Source organism: Grylomicrobium aquisgranense, assembly GCF_033971865.1.
Classification (GTDB): domain Bacteria; phylum Bacillota_I; class Bacilli_A; order Erysipelotrichales; family Erysipelotrichaceae; genus Bulleidia; species Bulleidia massiliensis.
Genome location: NZ_JALBUR010000016.1, coordinates 44,454 through 51,183 on the forward strand (window position 1 = coordinate 44,454; position 6,730 = coordinate 51,183).

10 protein-coding genes and 1 other annotated feature are annotated in these 6,730 nt (G+C 47.0%); all 10 genes read left to right on the forward strand.

Translation table 11 applies throughout. The features are described 5' to 3' along the window. The first annotated feature begins 13 nt into the window (after positions 1 to 13). Entirely contained in the window at positions 14 to 892 is an 879-nt protein-coding gene (locus tag MOZ60_RS07380; protein WP_370596166.1) for a radical SAM protein, read from the forward strand. Between the two features lie 82 nt (positions 893 to 974). Beyond that, on the forward strand, positions 975 to 1,343 hold the full coding sequence (locus MOZ60_RS07385; protein ID WP_370596167.1) for a hypothetical protein: 369 nt from the start codon (positions 975 to 977) through the stop codon (positions 1,341 to 1,343). A gap of 92 nt (positions 1,344 to 1,435) precedes the next feature. Continuing rightward, a complete protein-coding gene (locus tag MOZ60_RS07390; RefSeq protein WP_370596168.1) occupies positions 1,436 to 1,945 on the forward strand; it encodes a pyridoxamine 5'-phosphate oxidase family protein in 510 nt (169 codons plus the stop codon). 93 nt (positions 1,946 to 2,038) lie between these two features. Next, complete coding sequence (locus MOZ60_RS07395; protein ID WP_370596169.1) at positions 2,039 to 2,752, forward strand: TIGR02452 family protein; 714 nt, start codon at positions 2,039 to 2,041, stop codon at positions 2,750 to 2,752. Between the two features lie 51 nt (positions 2,753 to 2,803). Beyond that, on the forward strand, positions 2,804 to 3,334 hold the full coding sequence (locus MOZ60_RS07400; RefSeq protein WP_370596170.1) for a GNAT family N-acetyltransferase: 531 nt from the start codon (positions 2,804 to 2,806) through the stop codon (positions 3,332 to 3,334). Next, complete coding sequence (locus MOZ60_RS07405) at positions 3,334 to 3,711, forward strand: SdpI family protein (protein WP_370596171.1); 378 nt, start codon at positions 3,334 to 3,336, stop codon at positions 3,709 to 3,711. Before MOZ60_RS07400 ends, MOZ60_RS07405 begins: the two co-directional genes overlap by 1 nt. A gap of 82 nt (positions 3,712 to 3,793) precedes the next feature. After that, positions 3,794 to 4,003: a binding site (T-box leader), on the forward strand. A gap of 119 nt (positions 4,004 to 4,122) precedes the next feature. Next, positions 4,123 to 4,920 (forward strand): transporter substrate-binding domain-containing protein, encoded by a 798-nt coding sequence (locus tag MOZ60_RS07410; protein WP_370596172.1) that lies wholly within the window; start codon positions 4,123 to 4,125, stop codon positions 4,918 to 4,920. Positions 4,921 to 4,942: 22 nt separating this feature from the next. Continuing rightward, positions 4,943 to 5,614, forward strand: coding sequence for an amino acid ABC transporter permease (locus tag MOZ60_RS07415; protein WP_277654875.1), 672 nt, complete (start codon positions 4,943 to 4,945; stop codon positions 5,612 to 5,614). Next, positions 5,607 to 6,344: an amino acid ABC transporter ATP-binding protein gene (locus tag MOZ60_RS07420; RefSeq protein ID WP_445972111.1), complete on the forward strand. Its 738-nt coding sequence runs from the start codon at positions 5,607 to 5,609 to the stop codon at positions 6,342 to 6,344. Before MOZ60_RS07415 ends, MOZ60_RS07420 begins: the two co-directional genes overlap by 8 nt. Then, positions 6,344 to 6,730, forward strand: a 387-nt coding sequence (locus MOZ60_RS07425) for a hypothetical protein (RefSeq protein WP_370596173.1), incomplete at its 3' end; no start/stop codon positions are given. The genes MOZ60_RS07420 and MOZ60_RS07425, both read left to right, overlap by 1 nt.

Below are 6,730 nucleotides of genomic sequence, written 5' to 3' on the forward strand. Positions count from 1 at the left end.
GAGATAAAAATTTATGCATTTTGCAAGTAACGTGGTCAGGCCGCCCTATGAGGCCAGAAGTGTCTATCTGCAGGTAACAAGCGGCTGCAGCCATAACGCATGCCGGTTCTGCACGTATTACAAGGACGCACCATTTGCGATCTCACCAGATGATGAGATCATTGCCGATCTCAAGGAACTGGCATCCTATGGTGTTGCCTTCCCGAGAATCTGGCTGCAGGGTGCCGATCCATTCCTGCTGCCATATGAAAGACTCAAGCACATTGCCGAGCTGATTCATGAATATCTGCCCTTTGTCAAAACCATCGGAGGTTATGGCAGAGTGGACAGCCTGCGCAATAAGACAGCTGAGCAGCTCAAGGAATTAAAGAAGCTTGGCTACAGCGGCATCGTCTTTGGCGTCGAGTCAGCTGATGAAAAGATCCTGCAGCGGATGAATAAGGGCTATCATGCGGATGAGATCGTAACGCAGCTGTCCAAGATGGATCAGGCCGGTCTGCCGTATGAAGTGATCTTCCTGTCCGGACTGGGTGGAAAGGGCTATGGCCTTGACCATGCCAGGAAGACAGCAGAAGCATTCAACCAGCTCCATCCAGACCGGATTCTGATTGCCGGGCTGACCATCTTTCCGGATACACCGCTCATGAAGGATGTCCGCATAGGCACCTTCCAGGAAACAACCGAAGGCGAGCGTATTCAGGAGCTCATTGAATTCCTGAAAGATCTCAGGATTGAAACCCTGATTGATGCGACCAATGCATCGATTATCACATCGATTTATGGCATGATTCCGGTGCACAAGCAGGAGATGATTGACCGCCTGCAGAAGATTTACAATGCCTATGGCGAGCAGGGACTCAGAGAAATGAGAGACTCTCTCCAGGCAATCTGACATGGCTAAAACGTACTGATTATCGGTACCAGTCCAAGACCCTACGGCAACTCCAATCTGCTTGCCGAGGTATTCAGGAAGGGTGCAGAAGAAGCTGGACACAACGTTACTTACGCACCACTGGCCGGCAAGAAGATCGGCTTCTGTGTTTGCTGCTGTGTCTGAAAGCAATATGTCGTTTGGTTCTCTGTTATCTTGTCAGATGCAAGGGAATGCAGAGATTGTGGATCTGAATAGCAGAGAGTATATTGCGGAAGCTTCTTTCCGTCATATTCCTGCTGAAATGCTGCAGAAGCTGCCTTCGCCTATGTGGCTGATACGAATTGTTCCTGATGAGATGACCTTGCTTGATTCTTCACTGAAGAAAGATATGGGTCACGACAGACCTGGAAAAGATAAGTGGAATTTGTATGTAAGGAACAACATAAGAAACTGCAGGAAGAAGTTGTAGATCTGGAAGATATGAATTCTGGCATCTTTATGTTAAAAAATATGTAGCAGGAAATACATTCAGAGATTATCAGACAATTTAGGAGGCACACAATGACTAACGATCAGTATGAAGCTGCTTCATCCTTCTGGATCAAGAAGGATGCTGAATCAAAACATATGGATGATCAGGTACTATATGAACGGATTGATCATTTTCTGTCTGGGCATAAGGTGCTTGCATTAGCTTGTGGTGATGCTTCCTTTATTCGTTGTACTCCATTGGAGTATACATGGCATGATGGTGCTTTATGGATCTTTAGTGAAGGTGGATTAAAGTTTCGTGCTTTGCAGAATCATCCGCATGTGTCTGCTGCTGTGTTTGAAAGCAATATGTCGTTTGGTTCTCTGTTATCCTGTCAGATTCAAGGGAATGCAGAGATTGTGGATCTGAATAGCAGAGAGTATATTGCGGAAGCTTCTTTCCGTCATATTCCTGCTGAAATGCTGCAGAAGCTGCCTTCGCCTATGTGGCTGATTCGAATTGTTCCTGATGAGATAACATTGCTTGATTCTTCACTGAAGAAAGAAGGATATGGGTCACGACAGACCTGGAAAAGATAAGAGATATTTGTATGTATCGTGATCTAAGAGACATTGCAGTTGAGAATAAGAAGATTGTTTCCCAGAATTACTATTTAAAAGATGGCAGGAGAATTGATTTTTGTTCATTCTCTTAAGGAACATCAATCTGTGGTTGTTGTCAGTCCTTCTGTTCTTTCTTCTGCTGTTCTGCCTGCTCCTTTACATGATTCTTTCTGCAAGATCTCTGTCATCAATGATGACAGCTTTGCAGTGCCATGTGATGTTGTCATGAACTTTGCCAATGCCTATCATCCCGGTGGTGGCTATTTATCCGGTGCTCGTGCACAGGAAGAAGCACTATGCAGAGAGAGTACTTTGTATGCCTCTATTTCATCATCTGCAGCACGTGTCATGTACGATGCCAATCTGCATTCTTCTTCTGCCTGTAATACGGATTACATGCTGCTGTCACCATGCGTAGAAGTATTTCGTGATGGAGACAATAACCTGCTGCCTTCTACCCGTACAACAGCTGTATTGACATTAGCTGCACCCAATCTTCTGTATGATCCTAAGGTACGCGGCATTACGATGGCAGAACTGGATGATTATATGGTCAATCGTCTGTATCAGTTCTTCTTAATCTGCTTTTTACATGGCTATCGTACAATATGTACCGGTGCATGGGGCTGTGGTGCATTTGGCCACGATGCTGCAAGAGTTGCGTCCTACTTCCATACAGTGATTTACCAGAAGGGCATGGGGAAGTACTTTGATTCAATTCTCTTTGCCGTCAAGACGGGACGTGATCCCTACAACTATGACGCATTCAAACATGTGTTTTGATGAATCATGGTGCCAGGCTTACATACCGAAGGGAGAACTTTTGTTTAATTTATGCTGATTGCCAAACGATTAACCCAAGAAGATACTGAAGTAATCGAGAAAGTCAGAAAGCTTTATGACAGTGCTTTTCCAGCCAATGAACGTGTCAACTTACATCCAAGCGTTCTGGACCAAACCAATACAAGCGAGATCCTCTACTTCCTGGACGAAGAACAGTTTGTGGGCTTCATGGCACTGTTAACTGTAGGGAATATCACCCACATTACATACTTTGCCATTGATGATCAACAGCGTGGCAAAGGGTATGGCAGCAAGGCCGTCAAACTGGCAAGAAAACTCTTTCCAGGCCAGATCGTCATCGCCGACCTGGAAGAACCGGAACTAGGCACCAAGAACTACCACCAGCGCTTAAAGCGCGTTCATTTCTACAAAAAGAACGGATTTATGAAGACTGGTGTCTTTTACCGCTGGGAAGCAGAAGACTATCATATTTACAGCCTCGGCGGCACCATCTCAGAAAAGCAGTTCTATGACTTCTGGGATATCCTGGATCATCAAAGACCAGATCTGGCAGGCGATTAATGGCATACTGGATCTACATGCTGACGATGACCATGATCATTCCAGTGATCATGATCATCATCGGAATTGTCTTTGCAAAGCATTATCCTGCCAAGATTAACCACATCTCTGGCTATCGTACCCGCATGTCCATGAAGAACATGGACACCTGGAAGTATGCCCATCAGGTATCTTCACGATTATGGTTTCGATGCGGCATTGTGCTGCTGCCAGCAACGATGATCTGTATGCTCTTTTTTATAGGCAGAAGTATAGATGTGATCAGCTATGGCGGTCTCTTGATCACCATGATTCAGCTTGCTGTCATGATCCTGACGATACCTGTAACCGAGCATGCATTGCATCAGCGTTTCCATGAGGATGGGACGCTGCGGTGATGGACAGAATCGTTATGAAAATTTTGCGAGTCTTTCATGAAAATTGTCATTGACAAATTTCATGTTTGCAACTAAGGTATTAACAAGTTCGAGGAACAGAAGAGTAACTGGTGATGTCCATCAGCGAGCTGAAACAGAGTGGAAGTTCAGCGGCACCATCTTCAGTGAAACGCATCTGGGAGAAGTTCTTCTGAAAGACAGTAGGAAGAAACGCGGTCCGGCGTTACAGGATTGAGATGGCTGATATTGATCAGCAATCAGAGTGGTACCGCGGTGTAATGTCGTCTCTGGATTGAGACGGCATTTTTTCTTTCTATGGACAGGGGGTGATGTGATGCAGAGTGAGCGACGAAGAAAGAATGAGTTAAGCAATATGTATTCACATCAAACAAACAAAGGGAGGAAAAGAAAATGAAAAAGTTTGTATCTGCTGCTATTACAGCTATTCTTGCACTGAGTCTAACTGCCTGTGGTTCTGGTTCCACAGCTTCCACATCTGCTTCATCATCCGCTGCCTCTTCTGCTTCCGGCAAGGCACAGAACATTGTCATCGGTATTTCACCGGACTATCCGCCGTTTGATGATCTGACCACCAGCGGTGAGCTGACTGGCTTTGACTATGATATGGGTGAATGGCTGTTCAACTGGCTGGATGAAAATGGCTATAACTACACACATGAATGGAAACAGATGAGCTTTGATACGATCATCTCCGGTATCCAGGCAGACCAGGTCGATCTTGGTATTTCCGGTTTCACATATGACAAGGACAGAAAGGTTCTGTTCTCGGATACATATTATGAATCTGGTCAGGTTGCTCTGGTCGCTGCTGACAGCAAGATCACTTCTACAGATGAACTCAAGGGTGCTAACATTGGCTGCCAGCTTGGTACAACCGGTGAGACTGTTGCCGAGAGTCTGTCTCCGGATCATACAACTGCTGTAGAGGATATGGGTATTGCCGTAGAAACACTGAAGTCCGGCGGCTATGATGCAGTGATCATGGATATTGCCGTTGCAAAGAACTATGAAGCAACCGGCAGCTTCAAGATGCTCGATGGTGTTCTGCAGGATGAGTCCACTCATATCATTGCCAAGGAAGGCAATACAGAACTCATGGATGCGATTAATAAAGCACTGGCTGCATTCAAGGCATCGGATGACTACAAGACACTGACGAGCAAGTATGGTCTTGAGGCTGCTGAGTAAGTAATTAGTAAGGAGTGAATGCATGTCTGATATCTTTACTGCAGACAATCTGAAATTTCTGATTCAGGGTGCTGGTATTTCATTACTGCTGGCCCTTGGTGCAGTTGCCATTGGATGCCTCATCGGCATCCTTTTGGCCGCTGCCAAACTATCCCATTCCAAAGTCCTGCATATCATTGCCAATATCTACGTCGAACTGTTCCGTGGCACACCAATGCTGCTGCAGATCCTGTTCTTCTATCTTGGCATCCCGGTGCTCTATCAAAGAATCACCGGCACCAGAATGTCGGCCAATCCATATCTGGTAGGACTGCTGGCACTGTCCTTTAACTCCGGTGCCTATCAGACCGAACTCATCCGCTCTGGCATCCAGGGCGTCGACAAAGGCCAGTGGGAAGCCTGCGAGACACTGGGCATTGGCTACGGCACCATGATGAAAGAAATCATCCTGCCCCAGGCCTTCCGCCACATCATCCCGCCGCTGGTATCAGAGTTCATCACTCTGATCAAAGACAGCTCCCTGATCTCTTCCATCGGTGCTCTGGAACTGCTGTACAGAGCAGAAGTACTTGGCAAGAAATACTATGACTACCTGGATCCGCTGATCATGGCCGGCATCATCTACCTGATTCTGACCATCATCACATCCTGGCTGTCCAAGAAGCTGGAAAGGAGGATGGCTGTCAGTGACTAAGATCAAAGTAGAACACCTGAACAAGACATTCAAAGACCTCAAGGCACTCAATGATGTCAGCCTCGACATTGAAGACGGCGACATTGTGTGCCTGATCGGACCGTCCGGCTCCGGTAAAAGTACACTCTGCCGGTGTATCCATGGCCTGGAAATCCCAGACAGCGGCAAGATTTACCTCGACAATGAACTCATGGACAGAACCAACAAGCAGAAATACGCTGCCCAGAGAAAGAAGATGGGCTTTGTCTTCCAGCACTTCAATCTGTTTGCCAATAAGACCGTCCTGCAGAACTGCATGCTTGCCCCAATGAGCGTCGCTGGCAAATCTGCTCAGGAAGCAGAAGAGATTGCCATGACCTATCTCAGGAAGGTAGGACTGGATGGCAAGAGAGATGCCTATCCCTCCAAGCTGTCCGGCGGCCAGCAGCAGCGTGTCGCCATTGCAAGAGCACTGTGCATGCACCCGGAAGTCATGCTCTTTGATGAGCCGACATCAGCACTTGATCCAGAAATGATCAAGGAAGTCCTGGAAGTCATGAAAGACCTCGGTAAGCAGGGCATGACCATGCTTGTTGTCACCCATGAAATGGGCTTTGCCCGCAAGGTTGCCAACAAAGTTGTCTTCCTTGACCACGGCGAAATCATTGAACAGAACTCATCCGAGGCATTCTTCACACACCCTGAAACTGAAAGAGCCAGAACATTCCTTTCCCAGGTCCTCTACGACTGATGCATAAGGTCATCACAGGACAGATCCTGTTAGTCATCTGCTGCCTCTTCTATGTGATCTGGTGGAGCTTGTGCTATAAGCCGGATGTCATCGTCAACCGCACAGGCGGCATCAATGGCATCCTGTTACTCATCACCGCAGGATGCGGCCTGGCCGGCACAGCATTAACACTCTGCGGCCTCAATGCAATGCCATTAAAGCAGACCCCAAAGCTCAACGGTGCAACAATCATCCTGGGCGGCATCATCGTCTATTTCGCTCTGATGGCCATTACAAGAGGCCTCTTGAAACGGCCAGTCACAACCGAACTAGTCTTAATCACGGCATGGGCAATGCTGGAAGTCAGCGTGATCAACATACTGACAGCAGGGCAGATCTATACAGAC

Excerpts from the sequence above, each read along its gene's own strand:
- MOZ60_RS07380 (WP_370596166.1), top strand. The coding sequence starts at position 14 with ATGCATTTTGCAAGTAACGTGGTCAGGCCGCCCTATGAGGCCAGAAGT.
- MOZ60_RS07390 (WP_370596168.1), top strand. The coding sequence starts at position 1,436 with ATGACTAACGATCAGTATGAAGCTGCTTCATCCTTCTGGATCAAGAAG.
- MOZ60_RS07400 (WP_370596170.1), top strand. The coding sequence starts at position 2,804 with ATGCTGATTGCCAAACGATTAACCCAAGAAGATACTGAAGTAATCGAG.
- MOZ60_RS07405 (WP_370596171.1), top strand. The coding sequence starts at position 3,334 with ATGGCATACTGGATCTACATGCTGACGATGACCATGATCATTCCAGTG.
- MOZ60_RS07410 (WP_370596172.1), top strand. The coding sequence starts at position 4,123 with ATGAAAAAGTTTGTATCTGCTGCTATTACAGCTATTCTTGCACTGAGT.
- MOZ60_RS07415 (WP_277654875.1), top strand. The coding sequence starts at position 4,943 with ATGTCTGATATCTTTACTGCAGACAATCTGAAATTTCTGATTCAGGGT.